Origin of the sequence: Phreatobacter sp., from assembly GCF_030691135.1 — a bacterium.
Lineage (GTDB): Bacteria > Pseudomonadota > Alphaproteobacteria > Rhizobiales > Phreatobacteraceae > Phreatobacter.
In genome coordinates this window covers 100,276-124,450 of sequence record NZ_JAUYFA010000039.1, presented here as the reverse complement: position 1 = coordinate 124,450, position 24,175 = coordinate 100,276, and the positions used below count along the sequence as shown (strand labels likewise).

At 67.7% G+C, this 24,175-nt stretch carries 22 protein-coding genes; 9 read left to right on the top strand and 13 right to left on the bottom strand.

Annotated elements, in window-relative coordinates:
• The first annotated feature begins 30 nt into the window (after positions 1 to 30).
• Positions 31 to 903 carry a C40 family peptidase gene (locus Q8O26_RS07080; protein WP_305574796.1) on the top strand — a complete coding sequence of 291 codons (873 nt, stop codon included), beginning with the start codon at positions 31 to 33 and terminating at the stop codon, positions 901 to 903.
• Here the strand turns inward: Q8O26_RS07080 and Q8O26_RS07075 are convergent.
• The 9 genes from Q8O26_RS07075 to Q8O26_RS07035 form a co-directional block, all read right to left on the bottom strand.
• Positions 900 to 1,592 carry a DsbA family protein gene (locus Q8O26_RS07075; protein ID WP_305574795.1) on the bottom strand — a complete coding sequence of 231 codons (693 nt, stop codon included), beginning with the start codon at positions 1,590 to 1,592 and terminating at the stop codon, positions 900 to 902. The two genes, Q8O26_RS07080 and Q8O26_RS07075, sit on opposite strands and share 4 nt — an antisense overlap.
• An 83-nt stretch (positions 1,593 to 1,675) precedes the next feature.
• Positions 1,676 to 3,769 carry a methyl-accepting chemotaxis protein gene (locus Q8O26_RS07070; protein ID WP_305574794.1) on the bottom strand — a complete coding sequence of 698 codons (2,094 nt, stop codon included), beginning with the start codon at positions 3,767 to 3,769 and terminating at the stop codon, positions 1,676 to 1,678.
• Between the two features lie 143 nt (positions 3,770 to 3,912).
• Complete coding sequence (locus Q8O26_RS07065) at positions 3,913 to 4,863, bottom strand: glyoxylate/hydroxypyruvate reductase A (RefSeq protein ID WP_305574793.1); 951 nt, start codon at positions 4,861 to 4,863, stop codon at positions 3,913 to 3,915.
• Positions 4,860 to 6,494 carry an ABC transporter ATP-binding protein gene (locus Q8O26_RS07060; protein WP_305574792.1) on the bottom strand — a complete coding sequence of 545 codons (1,635 nt, stop codon included), beginning with the start codon at positions 6,492 to 6,494 and terminating at the stop codon, positions 4,860 to 4,862. The genes Q8O26_RS07065 and Q8O26_RS07060 overlap by 4 nt, the downstream gene beginning before the upstream one ends.
• Positions 6,491 to 6,943, bottom strand: a complete 453-nt coding sequence (locus tag Q8O26_RS07055; RefSeq protein WP_305574791.1) for a PIN domain-containing protein — start codon at positions 6,941 to 6,943, stop codon at positions 6,491 to 6,493. The genes Q8O26_RS07060 and Q8O26_RS07055 overlap by 4 nt, the downstream gene beginning before the upstream one ends.
• A 1-nt stretch (position 6,944) precedes the next feature.
• Positions 6,945 to 7,172 carry a hypothetical protein gene (locus Q8O26_RS07050; protein ID WP_305574790.1) on the bottom strand — a complete coding sequence of 76 codons (228 nt, stop codon included), beginning with the start codon at positions 7,170 to 7,172 and terminating at the stop codon, positions 6,945 to 6,947.
• A 20-nt stretch (positions 7,173 to 7,192) separates the two neighbouring features.
• Positions 7,193 to 8,356, bottom strand: coding sequence for an ABC transporter permease (locus Q8O26_RS07045; protein WP_305574789.1), 1,164 nt, complete (start codon positions 8,354 to 8,356; stop codon positions 7,193 to 7,195).
• A 3-nt stretch (positions 8,357 to 8,359) separates the two neighbouring features.
• Positions 8,360 to 9,454: a microcin C ABC transporter permease YejB gene (locus Q8O26_RS07040; protein ID WP_305574788.1), complete on the bottom strand. Its 1,095-nt coding sequence runs from the start codon at positions 9,452 to 9,454 to the stop codon at positions 8,360 to 8,362.
• Between the two features lie 232 nt (positions 9,455 to 9,686).
• Positions 9,687 to 10,346, bottom strand: coding sequence for an aspartate/glutamate racemase family protein (locus tag Q8O26_RS07035; RefSeq protein WP_305574787.1), 660 nt, complete (start codon positions 10,344 to 10,346; stop codon positions 9,687 to 9,689).
• Positions 10,347 to 10,417: 71 nt separating this feature from the next.
• On the opposite strand from Q8O26_RS07035, the gene hydA reads away from it, so the two are divergent.
• From hydA to Q8O26_RS07020, 3 genes are all read left to right on the top strand, one after another.
• Positions 10,418 to 11,899 (top strand): dihydropyrimidinase, encoded by a 1,482-nt coding sequence (hydA, locus tag Q8O26_RS07030; RefSeq protein WP_305574786.1) that lies wholly within the window; start codon positions 10,418 to 10,420, stop codon positions 11,897 to 11,899.
• 32 nt (positions 11,900 to 11,931) lie between these two features.
• Complete coding sequence (locus tag Q8O26_RS07025) at positions 11,932 to 12,354, top strand: NUDIX hydrolase (protein WP_305574785.1); 423 nt, start codon at positions 11,932 to 11,934, stop codon at positions 12,352 to 12,354.
• Positions 12,355 to 12,619: 265 nt separating this feature from the next.
• Positions 12,620 to 14,674, top strand: a complete 2,055-nt coding sequence (locus Q8O26_RS07020) for a M3 family metallopeptidase (RefSeq protein ID WP_305574784.1) — start codon at positions 12,620 to 12,622, stop codon at positions 14,672 to 14,674.
• A gap of 6 nt (positions 14,675 to 14,680) precedes the next feature.
• Here Q8O26_RS07020 and Q8O26_RS07015 read toward each other — a convergent pair whose 3' ends face one another.
• Positions 14,681 to 15,505 (bottom strand): trypsin-like serine protease, encoded by an 825-nt coding sequence (locus Q8O26_RS07015; protein WP_305574783.1) that lies wholly within the window; start codon positions 15,503 to 15,505, stop codon positions 14,681 to 14,683.
• A gap of 287 nt (positions 15,506 to 15,792) precedes the next feature.
• On the opposite strand from Q8O26_RS07015, the gene Q8O26_RS07010 reads away from it, so the two are divergent.
• Complete coding sequence (locus tag Q8O26_RS07010; RefSeq protein WP_305574782.1) at positions 15,793 to 16,470, top strand: response regulator transcription factor; 678 nt, start codon at positions 15,793 to 15,795, stop codon at positions 16,468 to 16,470.
• A 23-nt stretch (positions 16,471 to 16,493) separates the two neighbouring features.
• Here Q8O26_RS07010 and Q8O26_RS07005 read toward each other — a convergent pair whose 3' ends face one another.
• Positions 16,494 to 17,402 (bottom strand): neutral zinc metallopeptidase, encoded by a 909-nt coding sequence (locus Q8O26_RS07005; RefSeq protein WP_305574781.1) that lies wholly within the window; start codon positions 17,400 to 17,402, stop codon positions 16,494 to 16,496.
• Positions 17,403 to 17,631: 229 nt separating this feature from the next.
• On the opposite strand from Q8O26_RS07005, the gene Q8O26_RS07000 reads away from it, so the two are divergent.
• The 4 genes from Q8O26_RS07000 (at position 17,632) to Q8O26_RS06985 (ending at position 21,827) form a co-directional block, all read left to right on the top strand.
• Positions 17,632 to 18,792, top strand: coding sequence for a site-specific DNA-methyltransferase (locus Q8O26_RS07000; RefSeq protein ID WP_305574780.1), 1,161 nt, complete (start codon positions 17,632 to 17,634; stop codon positions 18,790 to 18,792).
• Between the two features lie 91 nt (positions 18,793 to 18,883).
• Complete coding sequence (locus tag Q8O26_RS06995; RefSeq protein WP_305574779.1) at positions 18,884 to 19,882, top strand: efflux RND transporter periplasmic adaptor subunit; 999 nt, start codon at positions 18,884 to 18,886, stop codon at positions 19,880 to 19,882.
• Positions 19,879 to 21,114: an ABC transporter permease gene (locus Q8O26_RS06990; RefSeq protein WP_305574778.1), complete on the top strand. Its 1,236-nt coding sequence runs from the start codon at positions 19,879 to 19,881 to the stop codon at positions 21,112 to 21,114. Before Q8O26_RS06995 ends, Q8O26_RS06990 begins: the two co-directional genes overlap by 4 nt.
• On the top strand, positions 21,111 to 21,827 hold the full coding sequence (locus tag Q8O26_RS06985) for an ABC transporter ATP-binding protein (RefSeq protein ID WP_305574777.1): 717 nt from the start codon (positions 21,111 to 21,113) through the stop codon (positions 21,825 to 21,827). Before Q8O26_RS06990 ends, Q8O26_RS06985 begins: the two co-directional genes overlap by 4 nt.
• Positions 21,828 to 21,831: 4 nt before the next feature.
• On the opposite strand, the gene Q8O26_RS06980 is transcribed toward Q8O26_RS06985, so the two are convergent.
• Together Q8O26_RS06980 and Q8O26_RS06975 are read right to left on the bottom strand one after the other, a co-directional pair.
• Positions 21,832 to 23,403: a TRAP transporter large permease subunit gene (locus Q8O26_RS06980; protein ID WP_305574776.1), complete on the bottom strand. Its 1,572-nt coding sequence runs from the start codon at positions 23,401 to 23,403 to the stop codon at positions 21,832 to 21,834.
• A complete protein-coding gene (locus Q8O26_RS06975) occupies positions 23,403 to 24,089 on the bottom strand; it encodes a TRAP transporter small permease subunit (RefSeq protein WP_371134478.1) in 687 nt (228 codons plus the stop codon). The genes Q8O26_RS06980 and Q8O26_RS06975 overlap by 1 nt, the downstream gene beginning before the upstream one ends.
• Positions 24,090 to 24,175: the final 86 nt, after the last annotated feature.

The window sequence follows — 24,175 nt, the reverse complement described above, 5'->3', positions numbered from 1 at the left end:
GTTAACCGCCCTCATGCTAGCCTGATCGCCATGACCTTTGCCCTGCCTCCCGGTCTCGACCGCCGCCTGACCCCGGCCCGTGCCGACCTCGCCGCCGCCCATCTGGAGGGCCGGGTCGACAGCGCACGCTTCGTCGAGGGCCGTGCCGTCCGCGTCGAACTGCCGGTGGTGCCGCTCGCGCCGTCGCGCGTCGTCAATGCCGCCCGCGACAGCGAGCTGCTCTACGGCGAGGAGGCGGTGCTCTATGAGGACGAGGCCGGCTTCGCCTATGTGCAGTCGGCCCGCGACGGCTATGTCGGCTATGCCGTCTCGCCGGCCTTCAGGCCGCGCCGGGCGCCGGCCACGCACCGGGTCGCCGTGGCCCGCACCCATCTCTATCCCGGCCCGAGCATCAAGCTGCCGCCGAACTGGCTGATCCACCGCAACAGCCGCCTGACCATCGAGCGGGAGACCAGCGAATTCGCGGTGACGGACACGGGGGCGCATGTCATCGCGGCCCATGTTGAACCGCTCGACCGGGTCGCGAGCGACTTCGTCGCGGTGGCCGAGAGCTACCTCGGCACGCCCTATCTGTGGGCCGGCCGCACCAGCCTCGGCATCGATTGCTCCGGCCTGGTGCAGACAGCGCTGGAGGCCTGTGGCATCGCGGTGCCGCGCGATACCGACATGCAGGAGAAGGCCGTCGGCGACACCGTTGCCTTCGACGGTGATGTGACCGCCCTCAGACGGGGTGACCTCGTCTTCTGGAAGGGGCATGTGGGCATCGTCGCCGGTCCCGACTCCCTGCTCCACGCCAACGGCCATCACATGATGGTGGTGACGGAGCCGCTCAGCGGCGCGATCGCCCGAATCCGCGACAAGTCCTACGGCGAGGTCACCAGCGTCAGGCGGCTTCTCGCCTAGGCGCAGACCGGCTTGTCACAGTCACGCACCGATCGGACGACAGCCTCCATCGTCGGGCGCCCCGGCCAGCCGATCACGGCGGTCCCGGCAATGAGCCAGGACGGGGTCGCGGCGAGGTTGCTGGCATTGGCGAGGCGCACGGCCCGCGCGACGACCTGACCCGATTCCGGCCGGTCCGCGAGGTCCTCGACGGCCTTGCGATCAAGCCCGATCTCGGCGGCCACCCTGAGGGCGCGAAGTCCGTCGAAGAGGCCGCGGGCCTTCATCGAGGCTTCGTGGAAGGCGCGGGCCTTGTCGACGCCACCGAGAACCTTGACGGCATACTCCACCCGCGCCGCCTGCACCGAGGGCAGGCCAATGCTCGGCGCATTGATGATGGTGACGGCCAGTTCGCGGTCCCGCGCGATCATCTGCTTCACCTCGCCTGCTGCGACCCGGCAATAGGGGCAGTTCGAATCGAAGACCTCGATGATCGTCACGTCGGCCTGGCGCGCGCCGAAGGTGACGGCGTTCTCCAGCGCCATGATCTCGGTCTGCAGCTCGATGGGGACGCGGAAATTCTGGATGGGCCGGCCTGCCTCGTCCTTCAGCGGATACCAGCCCTCCTCGGCGCGGAGCGGGCGCGGGACGGCGAGCCCGGCGACGGCGGCGAGGCTGGACAGGGCGGCGAACCGGCGGGTCATGCGCATGGCGGGATCTCTCGAATGCGAACGGCCGCACCATCACGGAGCGGCCGTCGCATGGACAATCAAGCCTGCGTGACGGGCAGGGATCAGGCGGCCTTCACTGTCTCGATGAAGCGCGCCACCTCCCGCTGCAGGACTTCGCTCTCGCGGGAGAGCGACCGGGCCGAGCTCAGCACCTGTGTCGAGGCCGAGCCGGTCTCGGCCGCGCCGCTGTTGACACTGGCGATGTTGCTGGCGACCTCGGCGGTGCCCTGCGCGGCCTCCTGGACGTTGCGCGAGATCTCCTGGGTCGCCGCGCCCTGTTCCTCCACCGCGGCGGCGATGGCCGAGGCGATGCCGGCGAGATGGTCGATGGTCGACCCGATCTCCTTGATCGCGGTGACCGAGTCCTGCGTCGCCGCCTGCATCATGGCGATCTGCGCACCGATCTCCTCGGTGGCCTTGGCCGTCTGCGTGGCGAGCTGCTTCACCTCGGAGGCGACGACCGCGAAGCCCTTGCCGGCCTCGCCGGCGCGGGCCGCCTCGATCGTCGCGTTGAGGGCGAGCAGGTTGGTCTGTTCGGCGATGGCGGTGATCAGCTTGACCACATCGCCGATGCGCCCGGCCGCCTTCGACATTTCGGCGATGCGCTGGTCGGCCTTCTCCGCCTGCTTGACGGCCTCGCCCGACATGCGGCTCGATTCCTCGACCTGACGACCGATCTCGCTGACCGAACTCGACATTTCCTCGGCGGCTCCGGCCACCGACTGGACGTTGGCGGAAGCTTCGTCCGAGGCCGAGGCGACGACGGTGGCGAGGCCCTGGGTGTTCTCGGCCGTCTTCGACAGGCTGGTGGCGGCGGCCTCCAGTTCGGCGGAAGCGCGCGAGACCGTCTGGACGATGCCGCCCACCGTGCCCTGGAAGGCGTCGGCCAGCTGCAGCATGGCCTCCCGCCGCTCCGCGGCGCTGCGCGCGGCGAGGGCGCCCTGTTCGGAACGCAGGCGCTCGGCCTCGGTCATGTTGTCCTTGAAGGTCTTCATGGCGCTGCCGAGTGCGCCGATCTCGTCCTTGCGTTCGGAGAACATCGCCTCCACGGTCATGTCGCCCTTGGCGAGGCGGAGCATGCCCTGCTGCAGCTCGCCGAGCGGGCCGGTGACGCGGCGCGAGACGAGAATGATCGTGCCGATGGCAAAGATGACCGCAGCGCCGAGCAGGCTGAGCTGCAGCAAGAGCGACCGGCTGGCATCTGACCGCAGCTCTGCGGCACGCTTCTCGGCAATGTCGAGAGCTGCGTCGGCAACGCCGAGCAGACCGGCGAGCCGCTCGACCGACATCGGCGTCCACTGCGAGGTCGTGTGAGCCGGCGTCTCCTTGGCGATGATCTGCTTCAGCGTCGTCATGCGCAGAGCGGTGTAGTCGGGAGACAGGAAGCCGGCCTTGGCCTTGGCCACGGCTGCGGCGAATTCCGGAGGCATGGGCAGACCGGCTGCCAGCTTCTCCATTGCGGTCCACGCCGTCTCGAGGCGGGCGGTCATGGTTGCGTAGCCAACCAGCGGATCGGCGGGAAGCGCCACACCGGCAAGCGCGTTGGAGATGTAGACCGAGATGTCGCCGGCAGCTTCCCGGGCAACCCAGGCCAGCTCCTTGATCTCCATGAGCTGGTCGATGAAGGAATCCTCCAGCTTGATGAGCCGTGTCAGCTGGGTTGACGCCCGCTCCAGACTGTCGAGCGTTTCGGTGGCGATCGCGTGAAAGTCCTGCGCGATGTTGGCCCTGCGGCTGGCCTTGGGCTGGGCAAAGGCGGCAGCGCTTTCGGCGTGGATCGCTTCGAGGCGCTGAGTAGCGCGTTCAAGGCTGCCGATGGTCGCTGCAGACCCCGGAAACTCGATGGTCTTCATCACGGCGACCGCCGCCTTCAGCGCCGGGATTTCCGCCGCGCGGTTCCGGGCGATGGCGGGCGGCACGCTCTGGATGACGGCGTCCGCGTTCAGCTGCCGGATCGTTGTCGCGCGATCGACGCGAAGGTTATGGAGCGCCGTAAACATCTGCGAGGTCGCTTCAGAGACAGCGGCGGTCCGGCTGGCGCTCTGCAGCTTCGTCCAGGACGACCAGGCGCCGATAGCCAGTTGCGCCACGACGGCCAGCACAAGGACGGTGACAACCGTCTTCAGCAGCATGTTGACTGAAATCTTGTTGAACAAAACGCTCTCCGGGCAGCTCGTGCAGCGACGGAAGCACTGTCGGGTTCCGTAGTAAAGGAAGCGCTAAGAGCAACGCGAAAGCAGCCCGATTTGCTCAAGCAAAGCGCCTGAAAAAACATGACCGAAGGGAAGGTCTTGCCCCATCAATAGCTGTGTGACGGGTCCACGACATTGGTGAGCGCGCCGCCCTGCTCGGCGCTTCTGATCTGTCCGGCCACATAGGCGGCGATCGCCGGCGGCGAGGAGATCGCCGAATTGTGCGGCGTCACCGTCACTTTCGGATGCAGCCAGAACGGGCTGTCAGCCGGCAGCGGCTCCACCTGGAAGACGTCGAGCACGGCGGCGCCGAGCCTGTCGCTGTCGAGGGCCGACAGGATGTCCGCCTCGTTCTGCAACCCGCCGCGGCCGACATTGATGAGCACCGGGCCACCGAGGGCCTCCGCTTTCGGCAGATGGGCGAACAAGCCGGCATTGAGGATGCCGGCGGTGTCGGGGGTCAGTGGCATGACCGCGACCAGAATGTCCGAGCTCGCGGCGAGTGCTGTCAGACCCGATGCGCCGTGATGCATGGCGACGCCGTCGACGGACTTCTCGCGCCGGCTCCAGCCGGCGACCCGGAAGCCCATCGCCTTGAGCTTGCCGGCGGCGTCCTGGCCGAGCACGCCCATGCCGAGCAGGCCGACCTGGATGTCGCTCGCCTGCGGCTGGTCGCGCAGATCGGTCCATGAGCGCTGCATCTGGAAGCCGTCATAGACGCGCACCCGGCGCAGTGCCATCAGGCAGTGCATGACGATGTATTCCGACATGCGGGTGGTCAGGTCCGGATCGACGACGCGGACGATCGGAATGCCGGCCGGCAGGCGCTTGTCCTTGAACAGATGATCGACGCCGGCGCCGAGCGAGAAGATCGCCTTGAGGTTCGGCAGGCCGGCAAAGGTGCCTTCAGGCTGCTTCCAGGCCGCGGCATAGGCGATCTCTGCGGGATCGAAGGGCTCGCTGTGCAGCACGACCTTCCAGCCGGGCAGGACAGTCTGGAAACGCGTGCGCCAGGGTTCCGGATCCCAGCCTGACAAACCAAGAAGGAAGGTGTTCACGTCGACGGTCTCTCATGCGTTGAGGCCGCGAGATCGAAGGCGGCCGCGAAAAGTGCCTTGGTGTATTCGTTCTCCGGCGCCTTGAAAACCCGCTCGGCGGGACCGCTCTCCACCACCTTGCCGCCCTTCATGACGATGATGTCGTCGGCCAGCGCCGAGACCACCTTCAGGTCGTGCGAAATGAACAGATAGGTGAGGTTGCGCCTCGCCTGGAGGTCGCGCAGCAGGTCGACGATCTGGGCCTGGACGATCCGGTCGAGGGCCGAGGTCGGCTCGTCGAGCAGGACGAAGGTCGGCTCCAGCACCATGGCGCGGGCGATGGCGATGCGCTGGCGCTGGCCGCCGGAGAATTCGTGCGGGTAGCGGTGGCGGGTCTCGGGATCGATGCCGACATCGCGGAGGGCCGCGACGACGCGCTCGTCGCGTGCGGCATCGCTCAGCCCGGCATGGTGGACGGCCAGCCCCTCGGCGACGATCTCGGCCACCGACATGCGCGGCGACAGCGAGCCATAGGGATCCTGGAAGACCACCTGCATGAAGCGCCGGTTGGGCCGCATGGCCTTGAAGCCGAGGCCCTGGATCGGCCGGCCCATGAAGACGATGGGCCCCTCGGAGGCGATGAGGCGCAGCAGGGCGAGGCCGAGCGTCGTCTTGCCAGAGCCCGATTCCCCGACAATGCCGAGCGTATGGCCTTCGCGCACCGTGACGGAAATGCCGTCCACCGCCTTGATATGGCCGACGGTGCGGCGGAGCAGGCCGCGCTTGACCGGAAACCAGACCCTGAGATCGTCGGCCTGCATGATGGCGCCGGCCTCGGCGCGCGTGGTCCGGGTGCGGCGCTGCGGCTCGGCCGCCATGAGCGCGGCGGTGTAGGGGTCCTGGGGGCGCTCGAAGATGTCGGCGACGGGCCCCTGCTCGACGATGCGGCCGTTCTTCATGACGCAGACCCGGTCGGCGAGCCGCTTCACGATGCCGAGGTCATGGGTGATGAAGAGGATCGCCATGCCGAGCTCTCGCTGCAGATCCTTCAGGAGAGCGAGAATCTGTGCCTGGACCGTGACGTCGAGGGCGGTGGTCGGCTCGTCGGCGATCAGGAGGTCGGGCTCGTTGGCCAGCGCCATGGCGATCATCACGCGCTGGCGCTGGCCACCGGAGAGCTGGTGCGGATAGGCGTCGAGCCGGCCGGCGGGATCGGGAATGCCGACCTTTTCCAGGAGTTCGATGGTGCGCGTCCTCGCGGCTTCCGTCGCCATGCCCCGGTGCAGGATCAGCGTCTCGGCCACCTGCTGCCCGATGGTGTGCAGCGGATTGAGCGAGGTCATCGGCTCCTGGAAGATGATGGTGACGGCGTTGCCGCGTACCCGCCGCATGGCGGCCTCGTCGGCGGCGAGCAGGTCCTCGCCCTTGAACAGGATGCGTCCGGAGGGGTGGGAGGCCGCCGGATAGGGCAGGAGCTTCATCACCGACAGGGCCGAGACCGACTTGCCGGAACCCGATTCACCGACGATGGCGACGGTCTCGCCGCGATGGACGTCGAAGGAGACGCGGTCGACGGCAAGCGAAGCCTTGCCGCCCTGGATGAAGGCGACGGAGAGGTCCTGGACGGAGAGGAGGGGCGTGTCTGCGGTCATGGGATGGCCGTCAAGTATCGGTCGACGTCGACGTCGTTGTCCGGATCGATGACGAATGGCGCGTCGGCGATCCGCAACCGGCGGTCGCCCGACACGAAGACATCGCAGTCCGCCTTCTCCGCCGAGGCGAGATGCACCGCATCGGGAAGCTTCAGGGCCGGCCAACGGGCGCGCAGCCGCGCGGCGGACGTCAGAACGTCGACGCTGACGTCGATCAGGGTGATGGGCACCATCTGGCCGGCGAAGAGGTCCTGGTAGGCCATGACCAGCCCGTCTTCTTTGTCGCGCATCGGTACGACGAGGACCTCGCTGAGCGTCAGCCAGCTTGTGACGACAGAGATCCGGCCGGCCCCGGCCATGTCCCACAGGCGCTCATGCCCCGACAGCGTGTGGCCGGGGCTTTCGACGATGCGGATGAGAAAGTTTGCGTCGAGATAGGCCAGGGTCACGTCAGATCGGCCCGCCGTCCCGAATGCGACGGACGCGCTCCACGGCTTCCTCGGTCGAGCGGATGCGCTTGAATCCGAGCTTGTCCATACGCTCCCGCAGACGCTGTGAGGCGGTCGTCGCGGCGGCGACTTCCTGCACGATCTCGACCGGGCGTGCCGGGTCGAGACCCGCCCGCAGATGCTCCGGCAGGTCGGCAACCGAGACGATCTTCCTGACGACCTCGTTCATGCCCGGACCCTATCACGATCTCACGTGAAGGTCTTGCGGGGGTCGAAGGCGTCGCGCACCGCCTCGCCGACGAAGATGAGCAGCGAGAGCATGACGGCGAGGGTGCAGAAGCCCGTCAGTGCCAGCCAGGGCGCCTGCAGGTTGGACTTGCCCTGTTGCAGGAGTTCTCCCAGCGAGGGCGACCCCACGGGAAGGCCGAAGCCGAGGAAGTCGAGGGCGGTCAGCGTCATGACGCTGCCCGACAGGACGAAGGGCATGAAGGTGATGGTCGCCACCATGGCGTTGGGCAGGAGGTGGCGGACCATGATGGTGGAGGAGGCGATGCCGAGCGCCCGGGCGGCGGTGACATACTCGAAGTTGCGGGCGCGGAGGAATTCGGCCCTGACGACGCTGACCAGCGTCACCCAGGAGAAGAGCAGCAGGATGCCGAGGAGCACGAAGAAGTTCGGCGCCAGCACCGACGAGATGATCAGCAGGAGATAGAGCGAGGGGATGGCGGTCCAGATCTCGATGAAGCGCTGGAACAGGAGGTCCGTCCAGCCGCCGAAATAGCCCTGGACGGCGCCGGCGGCGATGCCGACCAGCGAGGAGATGATGGAAAGTGCGAGGCCGAACAGCACCGAGATGCGGAAGCCGTAGATGACGCGGGCGAGGACGTCGCGGCCCTGATCGTCGGTGCCGAGCCAGTTCCAGTTGCCGATCTCGCAATAGCTCGACCCTTGTGGCCGCTCGCCGCGCGGCCTCGCGGTGGCGGTGGTGCAATCCGGCAGCCGCTCGCGCTGGGCCCAGGTCGGTGCCGAGGGGAAGGGCGTCACCGGGTCCTTCACGGTGGAGGCGTAGTTGTGCCGGATCAGCGGCCAGACAAGGAAAGCCCCTTTGGCGTCGAAATGGTCGAGCAGGAAGGGGTCCTTGTAGTCCGCCGGCGTCTCGAACTCGCCGCCGAGCTGCTTCTCCGAATAGTTGACCAGGGCGGGAAAGAAATTCTGCCCCTCGAGGCGGATGAAGAGCGGCCTGTCATTGGCGATGAGCTCGGCGAAGAGCGTCACGACGAAGAGGACCATGAAAATCCGCAGGCTCCAAAGGCCGCGGCCATTGGCGCGGAAATTGGCGAGGCGGCGCTGGTTGAGCGGCGACAGGAAGGGGCGCGGCGCGGCGGCGGCGTTCCGCAGGACGGCGGTGCTCATGGCTCAGACCTCCCGCGCCTCGAAGTCGATGCGTGGATCGACCCAGGTGTACATGAGGTCGGAGATGAGGTTCACCACCAGCCCGACGAGCGAGAAGATGAACAGCGTGGCGAAGACGACGGGATAGTCGCGGTTGAGCACGCTCTCGAAGGCGAGGAGGCCGAGCCCGTCGAGGGAGAAGATGGTCTCGATCAGCAGCGATCCGGTGAAGAAGGCGTGGACGAAGGCGCCGGGAAAGCCGGCGATGACGATCAGCATGGCGTTGCGGAAGACGTGGCCGTAGAGCACCTGGCCCTCATCCAGACCCTTGGCGCGGGCGGTCATGACATATTGCTTGCGGATCTCGTCGAGGAACGAGTTCTTCGTCAGCAGCGTCATGGTGGCGAAGGCGCCGAGCGCCATGGCGGTGAGCGGCAGGGCGAGGTGCCAGAGATAGTCGAGGATCTTCTGGCCGAGGCTCAGCTCCGCCCAGTTGTCCGACCACAGGCCGCGCAGCGGGAACCAGTCGAGGAAGGAGCCGCCGGCAAAGAGCACGATGAGCAGGATGGCGAAGAGGAAGCCGGGGATCGCATAGCCGACGATGATGATTGCCGAGGTCCAGACGTCGAAGCGCGAGCCGTCCTTCATCGCCTTGTGGATGCCGAGGGGGATGGAGACGAGATAGGTCAGCAGCGTCAGCCAGAGCCCGAGCGAGATGGAGACCGGCAGTTTCTCGCCGATGAGCTGCAGCACCGAGACGTCGCGGAAATAGCTCTTGCCGAAATCGAAGCGGGCATAGTTCCAGATCATCAGCAGGAACCGCTCGTGGGCGGGCTTGTCGAAGCCGAACTGCTTCTCCAACTGGGCGATGAACTGCGGGTCGAGCCCCTGCGCGCCGCGGTAGGCGCTGTTGGCCGCTTCCGCCGCCGTCGACTGGGCGGCATCAGCGCCACCGCCGGAGACGCGCTGCGTCGCCGAGACGTCGTTGCCGGTGAGCTGCGCGATGACGCGCTCCACCGGCCCGCCCGGCGCGAACTGCACCACGAGGAAGGAGATCAGCATGATCCCGAGGATGGTCGGGATCATGAGCAGGGTGCGCCGGATGATGTAGGTCAGCATGACGGCAGACTCGTGTGTGCGGAGTCCGCCGTCAATAGCCGCCGTCAGACGCGCTGGGCGTTCTGCCCTGCATCAGGGCAAGTGCGTCCTTCGAGGCTCGTTCGCCATCGGCTCACGCGCACCTAAGGATAAGGAGGGAGACTACCGGCACCAGGGTCGCGGCGCTCGGGGGCCCGCGCTTCACCTCTCCCCGGCGGGGAGAGGTCGGCCGTCGCGCCCGAGGCCGCCCCGATCACCCCACCGCCAGCGTGCCGATGGCCATGGTGACGGCGGCCTGGGTGGGATCGATCACCGGGATCCCCAGCGCGTCCTCCAGCGGCTTCCGGTGCCGCGCCATGCCGGCGCAGCCCATGACGATGGCGCCGGCGCCGTCGAGGTCCTTCAGCTCCCGGCCGATGGTGATCATGCGGGCCAGCGTGCCGTCGCCCGAAGCGGTCTCGGCCACCGACATTTCCAGCGCCCGCTCGCCGGCGAGGCGCTCCATCAGCCCCATCTGCCGGAGATAGCGGATGTGGCGGGGGATGGAGCGCGACTTGATGGCGATGACGCCGAAGCGGTCGGCGCGGGCGAGGGCGGTCAGCACGCCGCATTCGGCGATGCCGAAGACCGGGCGGCTGGTGCCCTCACGGGCGACGAAGAGGCCCGGATCGGAATAGCAGGCGATGATGAAGGCGTCGGCGTCGTTGGTGGCTTCCACCTTGCGCCGCAGCGGCAGGGTGACGCTCTCCACATGTTCCTGCGTCTCGACGCCGAAGGGCCCTTCCGCCAGCGTCTCGCAGACGATCTCCGGCCCGTCGGCATAGGTCAGAGGCTTCACCGCCTGGCGCAGGCCCTCGGTGACGGCTTCGTTGGAATTGGGGTTGATGACGAGGATACGGGGTCTGCGTGCCATGAGGTTCCGCTTCGGCTCTGGGTCTGTCTATTGTCGGGCCGGAAACTTCTCCCGTCCAGCCGGAGCACGACATGCCTGCCTCGCCCTTCGACCTCGTGATCCGCGGCGGAACCGTGGGGGCCGCCAGCGGGCGCTATGCCGCCGATGTCGGCATCCGCGACGGCAAGGTCGCGGCCATCGGCCTCGGCCTCGATGCCGGCATCCGCGAGATCGACGCGACGGGCAAGCTGGTGCTGCCGGGCGGCATCGACACCCATACCCATATCGAGCAGGTCTCGGCGGGCGGGCTGCTCAATGCCGACACGTTCGAGAGCGCCACGACCTCCGCAGCCTTCGGCGGCAATACCTCGGTGATCTCCTTCGCCGCCCAGCACCGCGGCAAGGACCTGCGCAAGGTGGTCGACGACTATGCGGTGCTGGCGGCGCGGGGTTCGCTGATCGACTATGCCTTCCACCTGATCGTCGCCAATCCCGACGAGAAGACCATCACCAGGGACCTGCCCGAGCTGATCGGCGAGGGCCATGCCTCGGTGAAGATCTTCATGACCTACGATCTCATCAAGGTCGATGACGAGCCCCTCCTCGACGTGCTGCTGACGGCGCGCGAGAACGGCGCCCTGGTCTGCGTCCATGCCGAGAACCACGGCATGATCTCCTGGATGGGCAAGCGTCTCGTCAAGAAGGGCTATGTCGCGCCGAAATACCACGCCATCAGTCATCCGCGCGGCTCGGAGGTGGAGGCTGTCACGCGGCTCATCGCGCTGTCGGCGCTGGTCGACCAGCCGATCATGATCTTCCACATCTCCACCGCCGAGGGGGCGCAGGCCGTTCGCGACGCACGGGCGCAAGGGCTCAAGGTCTTCGCCGAGACCTGCCCGCAATATCTGTTCATGACCCGCCATGATCTCGACAAGCCGGGGATGGAGGGCGCCAAGTGGATGTGCTCGCCGCCGCCGCGCGAAAAGGAGGACCAGGATGCGCTGTGGCAGGCCCTGGCGCTGGGCGACCTGCAGACCGTGACCTCCGACCACGCGCCTTATCGTTTCGACGAGACGGGCAAGCTCTCGGCCGGGCCGAACGCCAATTTCAAGGCCATCGCCAACGGCCTGCCGGGGCTCGAGGTGCGCCTGCCGCTGATGTTCGATGCGATGGTGTCGCAGGGCCGGCCGGAATTTTCGGGGCGCGGTCTCGAGGCCTTCGTGAACCTGACAGCGACCCAGCCGGCCTCCATCTACAACCTGCCGGGCAAGGGCCAGATCGCCCCGGGCTTTGACGCCGACATCGCCATCTGGGACCCGGAAAAGACGGTCACCATCACCGACGAGCTCATGCACGACCTGACCGGATACACGCCCTTCGCCGGCCGCACCGTGAAGGGCTGGCCGGAGACGGTGCTGGTGCGCGGGCGCGAGGTGGTCTCGCAGGGCGCGCTCGCCGGCAAGCCCGGTTTCGGGCGCTGGATGAAGCGCACCTGCGGCTGGGCGGCCGCGCCGACCGGCAGGCTCACCGCCGACATGGACCCGGCGCGGAACTTCGGCGCCAAGGTGCTGTGAGCGCGGTCTGGACGCCGCCGCAGCGGATCAGCGTGAAGGTCCTGGGGCTCGCCCGCCGGGGCGAGCGCCTGCTGGTGGCCGAGGTCATCGGGTCGGATGGCGCGGTCAAGGGCGTGCGGCCGCTCGGCGGCTCCATCGATTTCGGCGAGACCCGCGAGGAGGCTTTGCATCGCGAATTCCGCGAGGAACTCGGCTGCGCCATCGCCATCCGCGGGCCATGGCATGCGCTGGAGAACCTGTTCGCGCATGAAGGGGCGACCGGCCACGAGATCGTCTTTGTGGCCGCGGTCGACCTTCTGGACGAGGCACTGCACGCGGAGGGGCGGTTCAGCTTCACCGAATCGACCGGCGAGGCCTGCCATGCCGGTTGGTACAGTCTGCCCGACCTCGCGGCCCGTGGCTGGGCGCTCTATCCGGTGGGCCTCGCCGAGATTCTGCGCGCCGAGTTGACGTGAGAGAGGCGGCAAACCTCAAGGCGTCGCGCCCTGCCCCGCGCCACTGACCGTCATGCCCGGCCTTGTGCCGGGCATCCACGACTTGAACACGACGACCGAAGGAAGTCGTGGATGCCCGGGACGAGCCCGGGCATGACGAGACGGGTGCGCCGTCCCGCCGTTGCCCGGGACGAGCCCCCCATGAAGCAGTTGGTCCGCCCTACCCCGACGCGGCGTCACGCATCCCGGCCTTGCCGACCCCGCGCTCCGCCGCCACATTGGCCTCATGACCCAGAGCACCGACAATCCCTTCTTCCGCCCCTGGACCACGCCGTTCGGGATCGCCCCCTTCACCGAGATCGGGATCGACGATTATCGTCCCGCCTTCGAGCGGGCGCTGGTGGGCCACCGGGTCGAGGTCGAGGCGATCGCCACCAATCCCGACGCACCGACCTTCGCCAACACGATCGACGCGCTGGAGACGGGGGGCCATGCCCTCGATCGGCTGTGCGGCGTCTTCTTCAATCTGGCGGGCTCCGATGCGACCGAAGCCATCCAGAAGATCCAGCGCGAGATGGCGCCGCTGCTGGCGCAGCATTCCAACGCCATCACCCTTGACGCGCGGCTGTTCGCACGCATCGCCAACCTGCATGCGCGCCGCGACCGGCTGCATCTCAGCACCGAGCAGATGCGGGTGCTGGAGAAGACCTACAAGAATTTCGTCCGCGGCGGCGCCGCCCTCGATCCGCCGGCCAAGGAGCGCATGCGCGCGGTGACCGAACGGCTCGCGACGCTGGGCACGTCCTTCGGCCAGAACGTGCTGAAGGACGAATCGTCCTGGTCGCTCGATCTCAGCGAGGCCGATGTCGCGGGCCTGCCGGACTTCCTCAAGGCCGCGCTGGCGCAGGCCGCCAAGGACCGCGGCCGCGACGGCTATGTGATGACGCTGGGGCGGTCGATGGTCGAGCCGTTCCTGACACTGTCGCCGCGCCGCGACCTGCGCGAGACCATCTTCAAGGCCTGGGTGAAGCGCGGCGAGATGGGTGGAGAGAGCGACAACCTCGCCATCGTCGCCGAGACGGTGAAGCTGCGCATCGAGCGGGCGAAGCTCCTGGGCTATCCGACCTTCGCGGCCTTCAAGCTCGACGAGACCATGGCCAAGACGCCGGATGCTGTGCGCGACCTGCTCCAGCGGGTGTGGAGCCGGGCCGTCGTGCGGGCAGGCGAGGAGCGCGCGGATCTCGGCGCCCTGGCGCGCGAGGAGGGCATGAACGAGGCCATCGAGCCCTGGGACTGGCGCTTCTACGCCGAGAAGGTGCGGCAGAAGCGCTTCGCCATCGATGAAGCCGCGCTGAAGCCCTATTTCCAGCTCGACCGGATGATCGAGGCCGCCTTCGCCGTGGCGACGAAGCTGTTCGGCGTCACCTTCCGCCGCCGCGACGATGTGCCGGTCTATCATCCCGACGTGCGCGCCTATGAGGTGCTGCGCAACGGCGAACATGTCGGCCTGTTCCTCGGCGACTATTTCGCCCGGCCGACCAAGCGCTCGGGCGCCTGGATGAGCGCCTTCCGCAGCCAGGAAAACCTGTCGGGGCCGGTGCGGCCGATCATCGTCAATGTGATGAACTTCGCCAAGCCGCCGGAGGGCCAGCCGGCGCTGCTGTCCTTCGACGATGCGCGCACCCTGTTCCACGAATTCGGCCATGGCCTGCACGGGCTTCTCTCTGACGTCACCTATCCGCTGCTCTCCGGCACGTCGGTGGCGCGCGACTTCGTCGAATTCCCCTCCCAGCTCTACGAACATTGGCTGGAGCGCCGCGAGGTGCTTTCCGAGTTCGCCGTCCATGCCGAGACCGGCGAGGCCATGCCGCAGGCCTTGATCGACAAGCTGATCGCCGCCCGCACCTTCAACCAGGGCTGCGCGACGGTGGAATATGTCTCCTCGGCCCTCGTCGACCTCGCCTTCCACTCGCTCGATGCGGCGGACGGGATCGACCCCGTCGCCTTCGAAACGGCGGAACTCCGGCGCATCGGCATGCCGGAGGGGCTGGTGATGCGTCACCGCACGCCGCACTTCGCACACATCTTCTCGGGCGACGGCTATTCGGCCGGCTATTACAGCTACATGTGGTCGGAGGTGCTCGACGCCGACGGGTTCTCCGCCTTCGAGGAGACGGGCGACCCCTTCGATCCGAATCTGGCGCGGCGGCTCGGCGAATATGTCTATGCGGCCGGCAACAGCCGCGATCCGATGGAGGCCTATGTCGCCTTCCGCGGCCGCGAGCCGGACCCGGAGGCGCTGCTCGTCAAGCGCGGCCTGGCGACGGCGACCGCGGCCTGAGCGGGTCTACTGGCGCATCTCGACCGCCCCGCCGACCGGGGTGTTCCAGCCCTCGGCGGTCTGGCGGATCCAGGAAATATAGTCGCGGACCGGCACGAAGATCGGCGTCGAGGTGCATTCGCGCCCCGGATCCGTCGTGCCGCCCTTGAGCACGCCGACGACCATGAAGGTCGCTCCTGTGCGCCGGTAGACCGGCCCGCCGGAATCGCCGACGCACATGCCCGGACGCTGCGCGCTGTCGTCGCCGGTGAGGCCGGCGAATCCACGTCCCGGAACGCTCGGCTGGGAGGTGCGCATGAGGGCCTCGCGCAGGACGCCGTCGCGTCCGCGGGTCCGCTCGGTCGAACCGAAGCCGGCGATGATCAGTTCCTCGCCCGTCCGCCCGCCGCCGAACCAGGCGACGCCCCAGCCACCCGACGGCAGGGCCGCCGGCCGCGCATCGGCGCCGAAGGGCCGCGCCACCTGGATCAGCCCGACATCGTCGGAGGCAAAGCCATGGCGGGGGTCGAAGCCGGGATGGGCGGCGGTCCGCTTCACCGCGACGGCGACGCGGCGGAAGGAGCGGTCGAGATAGCGCACCCGGTAGCGTCCGCTGGCCGAGACGCAATGGGCGGCGGTGAGGACGAGATCGGCGCCGACGATGGCGCCGGTGCAGATACCCTCGGGAGTTTCGATCAGGACCGTCGAGCGGCGGGTGCCGTTGGGGTCGCGCGCCGGCTCGCCGCGCATGACGGCGAAGGCGTCGCCGCTGCTCGCGAGAAGGGTCGCCGCCGCCAGGCCGCAGAGGGCGCTGCGGGCCCATACGGACTTGAAGATGTCGAGCCGCACCATGAAACACCTCTTCAGGTCGCGCCCCCCGGCCCCTCCGCCGGTCTGCATGACCTTAACAGACCCCTGCGTCAGGCCTCCTGTCAATTCCCGCGGCGGCCCGCGGCTGCTCTTTTCCCGCCTGGCGCGGGGCGTTCACCGCGGGCTTGGCGCTGCCCCCTGCTGAAGCCTTATCCCGAAAAACGTCCCCCAGGCGACGGCGGCCTTGTGTTGTGACGGGCAAGGCGCGACAATTCCCCCGAAGCGGCGCGCCAGAAAGCTGCAGATCGAGGGAACCCGGGGTGAGCGGCGTGGACAGCACAACGTCGACCTATCGCATCGTCATCGCCGACGATCACCCGCTGTTCCGCGGCGCCCTGCGCGAGGCCGTCTCAGGCCTGCCGCGCCAGCTCGCCATCGCCGAGGCCGGCTCCTTCGCCGAGATGCAGGAGATCGTCGGTGCCGATCCCGAGGTCGATCTCGTGCTTCTCGACCTCGCCATGCCCGGCGTGAAGGGCTTTTCCGGCCTGATGTACCTGCGCGCCCAGCATCCCGGGGTGCCGGTGGTGATCGTCTCGGCCACCGAGGACGCGGAGGTGATCCGCCGCTGCTTCGAATTCGGCGCCTCCGGCTTCATCCGCAAGACGCTCGGCACGGAGGAGATGCGCCAGGCGGTGCAGGTGGTCCTCGACGGCGGAAGCTTCGTTCCGCCCGACGTCGACCTGTCGAAGAGCCGCGATTCGGACAGCGCCAAGCTCGCTGCCCGGCTCGCCAGCCTGACGCCGCAGCAGGTGCGGGTGCTGATGATGCTGTCGGAGGGACTGCTCAACAAGCAGATCGCCTATGAGCTCACGGTGTCCGAGGCGACCGTGAAGGCCCATGTCTCCGCCATCCTCACCAAGCTCGGCGTCGACAGCCGGACGCAGGCGGTGATCGCCGCCGCGAAGATCGCCGCCGAGGGATGGCCGGGGCAGGCGCTGAACGGGTAGGGGCGGACGGCGGTCAGCCGCCCTCACAGCTCCCGCGCCTGGAACGTGTTGCAGCTCGACACCTGCCCGCTCCTCAGCCCCGTCATGAACCAGCGCTGGCGCTGGGCCGAGGAGCCGTGGGTGAAGCTGTCGGGCACGACATAGCCCTGGGCGCGGCGCTGCAGCATATCGTCGCCGATGGCGGCGGCGGCCTGCATGGCCTGGCGCACGTCGGCATCGTCGATGAAGCGGTATTGCTGCTGGGTGTGATAGGCCCAGACACCGGCGAAACAGTCGGCCTGCAGTTCGACGCGGACCTGCAGGGCATTGCTGTCGCGCTCGCTGCCGGCGGCGCGCTGGGCCTGCTGCACGCGGGTCAGCACGCCCATCTGGTTCTGCACGTGGTGGCCGACCTCATGGGCAACGACATAGGCATAGGCGAAACGGCAGGCGGTGTCGCCGCCGGAGCAGCCGCGGAACTTCGTCGCCAGTTCCTGGAAGAAGCTGGTGTCGAGATAGATCTTGTTGTCGCCGGGGCAATAGAAGGGCCCCATCTGCGACTGGGCGGCGCCGCAGCCCGAGCGCGTGGCGCGCTGGAACATGACGAGGCCGGGCGCCTGGTAGCGACGGCCCGCCTCCTGGAAGATCTTCTGCCAGGCATCCTCGGTAGAGCCGAGGATGGCGGCGACGAAATCGCCCATCTGGTCGGTGGGCCGGCCGGCCTGGCGCGCGGGAGCCTGCTGCTCGACCTGACGCTGGCTGCCGCGGGTCACCGCCTCATAGCCGCCGACGAGGACGGCCGGGTTGATGCCGGTGATGTAGGAGATGAGGCCGACGACGATCATGCCGCCGATGCCGATGCCGGCGGGCCCCCCGGGCACGCCGCCACCGCCGCCGCCGCCACCACGGCGATCGTCGATGTTCTCGGAACGGCGCAGATCTTCCCAACGCATGACTTCAACTCCTCACGTCGGGCGATCATGCCGCCGCGATCCGGGAGGCGCAACTCCCGAACGGAACACCGCTTTCATACCGTGTTCACCCTTCGCGGGACGGCATGTTTACCATTCGGTGACAGAATAAATCGGTAGTCCTGCCAGGGATTTAAGTGTCCCTTTACTCTACCGGGCCAATGTCGCGTGGCGTTGCGACACGATTGTTTTGCGTACCGAGTGCCGCCTGATGCTGTTGACGTCGAACGGAACTGCCCGATCAGGTGACCGCGTACGGGCGGTCCGTTCGCCTTCGCTCGCCCCCGACCCGGGGCTCGGCCTCTCGGGGCGCATCATTCTCGGCGATTGCATCGCCGCACTGGATGCCTTGCCGGCGAACAGTGTCGACATGGTCTTCGCCGATCCGCCCTACAATCTCCAGCTGCAGGGCGAGTTGCACCGCCCCGACGACAGCCTCGTCGATGCGGTGACCGATTCCTGGGACCAGTTCGACAGCTTCGCCGCCTATGATGCCTTCACGCGTGCCTGGCTTGCGGCGGCGCGCCGCGTCCTGAAGCCGAACGGCTCGCTCTGGGTGATCGGTTCCTACCACAACATCTTCCGCGTCGGCACGGCGCTCCAGGATCTCGGCTTCTGGGTGCTCAACGACGTCATCTGGCGCAAGGCCAACCCGATGCCGAACTTCCGCGGCCGCCGGTTCACCAATGCCCACGAGACGCTGATCTGGGCCTCGCGCGATGCCAAGGCCCGCTACACCTTCAACTATGAGGCGCTGAAGGCCGGCAACGAGGACGTCCAGGTCCGTTCGGACTGGTTCATCCCGCTCTGCACCGGCGAGGAGCGTCTCAAGGATCAGGCGGGCCGCAAGGTCCATCCGACGCAGAAGCCCGAGGCGCTGATCGCCCGGGTCCTGCTCGCCTCGTCCAAGCCCGGGGACGTTGTCCTCGATCCGTTCTTCGGCTCCGGGACCACCGGGGCCGTTGCCAAGCGCCTCGGCCGCCGGTTCATCGGGATCGAACGTGATCCCGCCTATGCGAGAGCGGCCGAGGCGCGCATTCTATCCGTGGAACCGCTGGCGGAGGCCTCGCTCGCGGCCTTCACCACCGCGCGTGAGGCGCCGCGCGTCGCCTTCGCCTCGCTGGTGGAGCGCGGCATGGTGGCCCCCGGCACGGTGCTGACCGACGAGAAGCAGCGCTTTCAGGCGGTGGTGCGTCCGGACGGCTCGCTGATGGCGGGTCCCCAGGTCGGCTCCATCCACAAGATCGGCGCGCTGGTCCAGGGCGCCCAGGCCTGCAACGGCTGGACCTTCTGGCACGTCACCGACAACGGCCGCCTGTCGCCGATCGATGCCCTGCGCGCCCGCATCCGCGAGGAGATGGGCGCCTCCTGATCGGCCTTGCCGGACCGACATGACGCCGATCAATGCGGAACCGTGAAGGTTCCTGCAAGTTCAGCGTCCTGGATGGTCGGGAAGGCTGGCGATGAAACTGCGATCCTGGTTGATCCTGCTGCTGGTTGCAGCCGCCATCGGCGGCGGCGTCTGGTGGCGCTACGGTCGCGGGGCCGAAATCCAGCTGCAGGCGGTCGGGCGCGGCACGGCGGCGGAAATCGTCTATGCCACCGGTGTCGTCGAGCCGGTGCGCTGGGCCAAGATGGCCTCGATGGCGCGCGAGCGCATCGTCGCCCATTGCGCCTGCGAGGGGCAGCGGGTGAAGGAGGGCGACATGCTCGCCCGCCTCGACGATCGCGAGGTGCGCGCCAATCTCGCCGAGCAGCAGGCGCGCCTCGCCCTTGCCCAGCGCGACGTCGACCGCGTCAGCCAGCTCATGCAGCGCGGCGTGTCGACCCAGCAGGCCTATGACAAGGCGATCGCCGACCTCGCCCAGATGCGCGCGCTGGTCGCCGCCACCAACGAGCGGCTCGGCAATTACCAGATCCTCGCGCCGCGCGACGGCGTCGTTCTGCGTCAGGACGGCGAGGTCGGCGAGATCGCCGATATCGGCCAGATCCTGTTCCGTGTCGGCGATCCGCGTCCCCTGCAGGTGACGGCCGACGTGGCGGAGGAGGACATTCCACGGGTCACGGTCGGGCAGGCCGTGCTGCTGCGCACCGACGCCTTCAAAGACCGCCCGCTGGAGGGTTCGGTCCGCGAGATCACCCCGATGGGCGACACGGCGACCAAGACGTTCCGCATCCGCATCGCCCTGCCCGACGAGACGCCGCTTCTCTTCGGCATGTCGGTGGAGGCCAATATCATCACCCGCGAGGCCAAGGACGTCCTGCTCGTACCGAACGAGGCGATCATCGGCGGCGCCGTCTTCACGGTCGCGTCGGGACGCGTCGTGCGGCGACCGGTCGAGGCCGGCATCCGCGGCACGCGGCTGACGGAGATCCGTTCGGGGATCGCGGAGGGCGACCGGATCGCGGTGCCGGCCGAGGCGCGCTGGCGCGGCGGAGAGCGGGCGCGGGCCACGCCATGAATCTCGTCGTCGACATCGCCTGGACCCATATCGCGGCCCGCTTCCGCCAGACGGTCGTCGCCGTGCTCGGCGTCGCCATCGGCGTCGGCTTCTCCATCATGATGGCGGCCCTGATGCAGGGGTCGCAGGACGATTTCGTCCGCACCCTGGTCAACGCCATGCCGCATGTCGCCATCAATGACGAGCGCCGCGAGGCGCCGCGCCAGCCGGCGGAGGAGGCCTTCGACGCGGCGCAGATCCGCGGGTTGACGCCGGCCACACGGCGGCGCGGCATCAACAATCCGATCGCCACCATCGCGGCGCTGGAGAGCTGGGTGCCGGGCTCGGTGACCCCTTCGGTGCAGGCGCGCGGCATCCTGCGCTATGGCGGCAAGGACGTGACCTCCGTCATCGTCGGCATTGATCCGGCACGCGAGCCGCGGGTGTCGCAACTCGTCAATCACCTCAAGCAGGGCTCGCTCCCCGCCCTGTTCCGCGCCACCAACGCCATCATTCTCGGCGATCGGCTGGCTGAAAAGCTCGGCGCCCGCCTCGGCTCGAACATCGCGATGTCGGCGGGGACCGGCAAGGTGATGACCGGCCAGGTCGTCGGCATCTTCCGGTCCGGCGTGCGCGCGGTGGACGAGGGGACGTCCTATGTCCTGATCAGGACGGCGCAGGTCCTGGCCGAGCAGACCGGCCTCATCAACGAGATCCGCATCCGTCTCAACGACCCGATGAGCGCCAGGGCGGTGGCCGACCGGATCATCGCCGATACGGGGCTCAAGACCATTTCCTGGCAGGAAGCGAACGAGGACCTGATGTCCGCCTTCGTCGTCCGCAACGTCATCATGTACACGGTGGTCGGCGCGATCCTGCTGGTGGCCTCCTTCGGCACCTACAACATCATTTCCACCATCACCTTCGAGAAGAGCCGCGACATCGCCATTCTGAAGTCGCTGGGCCTGACCCAGGCGACCGTCAGGCGCATCTTCATTCTCGAAGGTCTGGTGATCGGGCTCGCCGGGGCGCTGGCCGGCTCGGTTCTCGGCTTCGTGCTGACGCAGGTGATGCTCTCCATCGAGATCCGCACCGGCTTCACCGACGCCACGCGCCTGCCGCTGATCGTCGCGCCGCTGCACTATGTGATCGCCGGCGGCATCGCGCTCGCCTCCTCCGCCATCGCCGGGTACTTTCCGGCGCGCAAGGCCGCCCGCGTCCATCCCGTCGAGATCATCCGGGGCGCGACATGAGCGTGCCGCTGATCGAGACCCGCAAGGCGACCCGGATCCTGCCGGGCATCGTGCCGGTGACGCTGGTCGCCGACATCGACCTCCTCATCCACGAAAAGCAGTTCGTGGCGATCACGGGCCCTTCCGGCTCGGGCAAGTCGTCACTGCTCTATCTCCTCGGCCTGCTCGACGTTCCCACGACCGGCGAGGTGCTGATCAGGGGCCGCGACACCAGCACGCTGGTCGATGACGAGCGGGCCGAGATCCGGCTGGCGACCCTCGGGTTCATCTTCCAGTTCCACTTCCTGCTGCCGGAATTCACGACGACCCAGAACGTCATGCTGCCGATGCGGGCGCTCGGAAAACTCACGCCGGGGCAGATGAAGGAGCGGGCCGAGGGCCTGCTGTCGTCGCTCGGTCTCGAGGACCATCTCGCCAAGCGTCCCGACCAGCTGTCCGGCGGGCAGCGCCAGCGCGTCGCGGTGGCGAGGGCGCTCGCCAACGATCCGCCGGTGATCCTCGCCGACGAGCCGACCGGCAGCCTCGATTCAAAGTCCTCGGAGCAGGTGTTCCAGATCCTGCGCGATCTCGTCGACCGGGACGGACGATCGGTCGTCGCGGTCACCCATGCCATCGACCTCGCAGGGCGGATGGACCGCCGCGTCCACCTGGTGGACGGGCGCATCGTCTCCGACGAGATGCAGGCCAGCGTCGCGCTTGGCGAGCCGGCCTGATCCGTCAGCGATAGAGCACGCCGGGCAGCCACATCGCGATGCCGGGGAAGGTGTAGACGATCACCATGCAGCCGACGACGATGAAGATGAACGGCATCACCCCGGAGAAGATCTGGTTGATGGTGACGTGCGCCGGCGCGACGCCCTTCAGATAGAAGGGCGCCATCGCCACCGGCGGCGACAGGAACGACGTCTGGATGTTCAGCGCGATCAGGATGCCGAAGAACAGCGGATCGATCTTGAACGTCTCCAGCAGCGGCAGGAAGATCGGCACGAAGATGACGATGATCTCGGTCCATTCCAGCGGCCAGCCGAGGACGAAGATGATGGCCTGGGCGAGGATCAGGAACATCGTCGGCGACAGGTTCAGCATCGCCACGAAGGACTTGATCGGCTCGTGACCGCCGAGGATGGCGAAGATCGACGAGAAGATGAAGGAGCCGACGAAGAGCCAGCAGACCATGGCCGAGGTGCGGGCGGTGAGGTAAGTCGATTCCTTCAGTTTTTCGAAGCTGATGGAGCGATAGGCCGCGGCGAGCAGAACCGATCCGAGAGCGCCGACGGCAGCGGCTTCGGTCGGCGTGGCGACACCAAAAAAGATGGCGCCGAGCACCGAGAGGATCAGCACGGTCAGGGGGAAGAAGCTGCGTGCGAGTTCCTTGAACACCGGCTTGCCGAGAATGAGCAGCAGCACGAGGCCGATGGAGCCGGCGCCGAGGATGACATGGGGCAGCAACGCCGGCACGGAATAGTCGATCTCGCGCGGCGTCATGCCGGCGGGCGTCGTCAGCACCCGGAACATGTTCAGCAGCCATTCCAGGCCGTAGATCGTCGCATAGGCGACGGGCAGGGTCAGGGCGACGACGACCACGTACTTGACCAGGGACATCTTGTCCTTGGCGAAGTCGAAGCCGAGCGGCATGCGCTGCTCCTTGGGCAGTTTCGGCGCCAGTGCCGGGTTCAGCATGCAGCGGATGATGACGTAGAGCATGTAGAGGCTGGCCAGCAGCAGGCCGGGCAGGAACGCGCCGGCATAGAGCTTCGGCACGGAGACGCCGGCCGTGGCGCCGTAGAGGATGAGCATGACGCTCGGCGGGATGAGGATGCCGAGACAGCCGCCGGCGCAGACGACGCCGGCCGACAGCCGTTCATCGTAGCCGGCGCGCAGCATGGCCGGGAAGGCGAGGAGGCCCATCAGCGTGACCACGGCGCCGACGATGCCGGTGGCGGTGGCGAAGATGGTGCAGGTGATGAGGGTCGTCACCGCCAGCGAACCGGGCACGCCGCCGAGCGCGAGCTGCACGGAGTTGAACAGCCGGTCGAGGATGTTCGCCCGTTCGATGACGTAGCCCATGAAGATGAAGAGCGGGATGGCGACGAGAACGTCGTTGGTCATCACCGAATAGGTGCGCTGCACCACCAGGGCGAAGACGATGTCGCCCTGCGCCGCGTAGCCGAACATCACGCCCAGCGCCATCAGCGTGAAGGCGATGGGGAAGCCGAGCATGATGAAGATGACGAACAGGACGAGCATGAGCACGCCCAGTTCAGGATTGCCGATGGTGATGCCGAACATCAGGCGGCCCCTTTCGTCCTGGCCGCCTCGGCCTGTTCGAGAATGATCTTTTCGGTCTCTTCCACGTCATGGAGCCGCGGCGGCCACTGGCCGGTGCGGATGCACAGGACGCAGCGCACCACTTCGGCGAGGCCCTGGATGACCATGAGGCCGCCGACGACCGGAATCAGCGACTTGAAGGGGAAGACATAGGGGCCATTCGGCGAATTGGCCGAACGCTCGAAGATGAACCACGAGAAATTGGCGAAGGTGAAGCCGGCATAGCAAAGGGCGAGGATGCCGGGGAAGAAGAAGACGAAATAGAGGAGAAGATCGAGCCGCGCCTGGGTCACCGGGTGCCACTCGCGGTAGAGGAAGTCGCCGCGCACATGGCCGTTGCGGGCGAGCGCATAGGGGCCGGCCAGCATGAAGAGGATGCCGTAGAGCATGTAGCTGACGTCGAAGGCCCACATGGTCGGCGCCTGCAGGACGTAGCGGGCGAAGACCTCGTAGCAGATGGCCAATGTGAGCGCGACGATCGACCAGGCCCCGGCCTTGCCGATGGCGGTCGAGACGTCGTCGACGGCCAGGAGAAGGGCCATCAGGCGATCGGTTCCGGTGCGACGGAACATCACCCAAAGGATCGCTGCGCAGGTGAGCGCCCAGCTGCCGAGCAGCATGGACAGAAAATAGGGATTGGGCGCCATCGGGACTTCCAGGCACGTATCAGACGGGGCGACGGCCGATGCCGCCGGCGGCAGGAAGGCGGCGGGGTCTCCGCCGCCTTCGCTCG

Coding starts and splice junctions, on each gene's coding strand:
- Q8O26_RS07080 (WP_305574796.1), top strand. CDS start 31: ATGACCTTTGCCCTGCCTCCCGGTCTCGACCGCCGCCTGACCCCGGCC.
- Q8O26_RS07075 (WP_305574795.1), bottom strand. CDS start 1,592: ATGCGCATGACCCGCCGGTTCGCCGCCCTGTCCAGCCTCGCCGCCGTC.
- Q8O26_RS07060 (WP_305574792.1), bottom strand. CDS start 6,494: ATGACCGCAGACACGCCCCTCCTCTCCGTCCAGGACCTCTCCGTCGCC.
- Q8O26_RS07050 (WP_305574790.1), bottom strand. CDS start 7,172: ATGAACGAGGTCGTCAGGAAGATCGTCTCGGTTGCCGACCTGCCGGAG.
- Q8O26_RS07045 (WP_305574789.1), bottom strand. CDS start 8,356: ATGAGCACCGCCGTCCTGCGGAACGCCGCCGCCGCGCCGCGCCCCTTC.
- Q8O26_RS07040 (WP_305574788.1), bottom strand. CDS start 9,454: ATGCTGACCTACATCATCCGGCGCACCCTGCTCATGATCCCGACCATC.
- Q8O26_RS07035 (WP_305574787.1), bottom strand. CDS start 10,346: ATGGCACGCAGACCCCGTATCCTCGTCATCAACCCCAATTCCAACGAA.
- hydA (WP_305574786.1), top strand. CDS start 10,418: ATGCCTGCCTCGCCCTTCGACCTCGTGATCCGCGGCGGAACCGTGGGG.
- Q8O26_RS07020 (WP_305574784.1), top strand. CDS start 12,620: ATGACCCAGAGCACCGACAATCCCTTCTTCCGCCCCTGGACCACGCCG.
- Q8O26_RS07015 (WP_305574783.1), bottom strand. CDS start 15,505: ATGGTGCGGCTCGACATCTTCAAGTCCGTATGGGCCCGCAGCGCCCTC.
- Q8O26_RS07005 (WP_305574781.1), bottom strand. CDS start 17,402: ATGCGTTGGGAAGATCTGCGCCGTTCCGAGAACATCGACGATCGCCGT.
- Q8O26_RS07000 (WP_305574780.1), top strand. CDS start 17,632: ATGCTGTTGACGTCGAACGGAACTGCCCGATCAGGTGACCGCGTACGG.
- Q8O26_RS06995 (WP_305574779.1), top strand. CDS start 18,884: ATGAAACTGCGATCCTGGTTGATCCTGCTGCTGGTTGCAGCCGCCATC.
- Q8O26_RS06990 (WP_305574778.1), top strand. CDS start 19,879: ATGAATCTCGTCGTCGACATCGCCTGGACCCATATCGCGGCCCGCTTC.
- Q8O26_RS06985 (WP_305574777.1), top strand. CDS start 21,111: ATGAGCGTGCCGCTGATCGAGACCCGCAAGGCGACCCGGATCCTGCCG.
- Q8O26_RS06980 (WP_305574776.1), bottom strand. CDS start 23,403: ATGTTCGGCATCACCATCGGCAATCCTGAACTGGGCGTGCTCATGCTC.
- Q8O26_RS06975 (WP_371134478.1), bottom strand. CDS start 24,089: ATGGCGCCCAATCCCTATTTTCTGTCCATGCTGCTCGGCAGCTGGGCG.